Source organism: Nocardia sp. NPDC060220 (assembly GCF_042727815.1).
In the GTDB taxonomy this organism is placed as follows: domain Bacteria; phylum Actinomycetota; class Actinomycetes; order Mycobacteriales; family Mycobacteriaceae; genus Nocardia.
Genome location: NZ_JBHWZY010001254.1, coordinates 1 through 1,455 on the forward strand (window position 1 = coordinate 1; position 1,455 = coordinate 1,455).

2 protein-coding genes are annotated in these 1,455 nt (G+C 63.9%); both read right to left on the minus strand.

Translation table 11 applies throughout. From position 1 onward, the window contains the following. Positions 1-367, minus strand: a 367-nt coding sequence (locus tag ACFWF3_RS35800) for an MlaD family protein (RefSeq protein WP_379318587.1), incomplete at its 3' end; no start/stop codon positions are given. Then, complete coding sequence (locus tag ACFWF3_RS35805) at positions 364-1,386, minus strand: MCE family protein (RefSeq protein ID WP_378989840.1); 1,023 nt, start codon at positions 1,384-1,386, stop codon at positions 364-366. The genes ACFWF3_RS35805 and ACFWF3_RS35800, both read right to left, overlap by 4 nt. Between the last annotated feature and the right edge of the window lie 69 nt (positions 1,387-1,455).

The following is a 1,455-nucleotide window of genomic DNA, read 5'->3' on the forward strand; positions in this document are numbered from 1 at the left end:
GCTCTTTTCCGTCACCGGGCCGCAGCACGATGTGCAGCCTGCCGAGGATGGTCGACATCTTGATCGCCGCGTGGGCGTTGGCGCCGAGGCGGATGTCCTTGCGGATCCGCAGTGCCACCTCCACCCGATCGTTGACCAGTTTCACCGCCTGGACCTCACCGACCTCGATGCCGGAGACATCGACCGTCGCGCCGGGCCGAAGGCCCGCGGCCTGGGCGAACTCGGCGTGCACGGTCTTGTCGCCGAGCTGGACCTGGTTGAGCAGATTCGAACCGCCGAGCAACACCAGCACCGCGAGGGCCGCGATCAGGCCGAGCCGCAGGTGCCGGTTGTGCCGCAGAAATGCTGGAACGCGTGGTTTGATCATCGGCACACTTCCGATTGTGAGGTGCCGCCGACCTGGGAGAACAAGCCCTCGGGCAGGAGAACGCCCCACAGGGAGACGTCGAGGCGGCAGATGTAGGCATTGCCGTAGGTCCCGTATTGGGTGAACCTGGCGACGCCGTTGAGGAAGTCCGGGAATTCGACCGCAGCGCGATCGAGCGCGGCGCCGTTGTAGAGCAGCATCATCACGCCTGTGGTCGCGTTGCGTTGGGCGTCGGCCAAGCCGGGCTTGACCTGTTCGATGAGCGAGACCAACCCGTTCGTCGCTCCCGCCACCCGTTCGACCGAACTCTTCAACGATTCGCCCTCGGTGTAGAGCCCTTCCATCAAACTGCGAGTCTGGGTGATCAGGGTCTCCAGCTCATCGCTGCGGTTGGCCAGACCGGCCATCACCGAGCTGAGATTGCTCAGCACGTCGCCGATGATCTGATCGCGTTCACCGAACGTGCTGGCCAACTGGGCGGCCTGGGTGATCAGCGCGGCCAGCGACACCTCGTTGCCTTGCAGTGCCTGGATGAGGGTTTCCGACAGCGAATTGATCTGGTCGGGTTGCAGCACACTGAACAGCGGCTCGAATCCGGACAGCAGCGCCGAGACATCGAACGACGGCTCGGTCCGCTCGAGCGGGATCTGTGAACCGGCGGGGACAACGGTGCCCTCGCCGGTGCCCGGCGCCAGCGCCAGGTAGCGCTGACCGATCAGATTCTGGTATCGCACCAGGGCTTTGGTGGTGTCGGTCAGGTGCTGGCGCGACTCGATCTGGAAGTCGACCTTTGCGATGTAGTTATCGGTGAAGTCGATCTTGTCGATCCGGCCGACCCGTACACCCGCCATCCGGACGTCGTCGCCGATGCGCAATCCGAGGACATCGGTGAAGACCGCCGAGTAGCTCGTCGTATTGCCGGGGACACTGCGTTGCAGGGTCGACCAGATCGTGTAGGTGAGCAACGTCGCCAGTACGGCGAAGAAGCTGAACCCGAGGAGCGCTTTGGTGGATTTCACTGTTGGACACCACCTTCGGTGTCGGGGACGATGGGAATGTTGCCCAGGATCGACCCGAGCAGCAGCAGC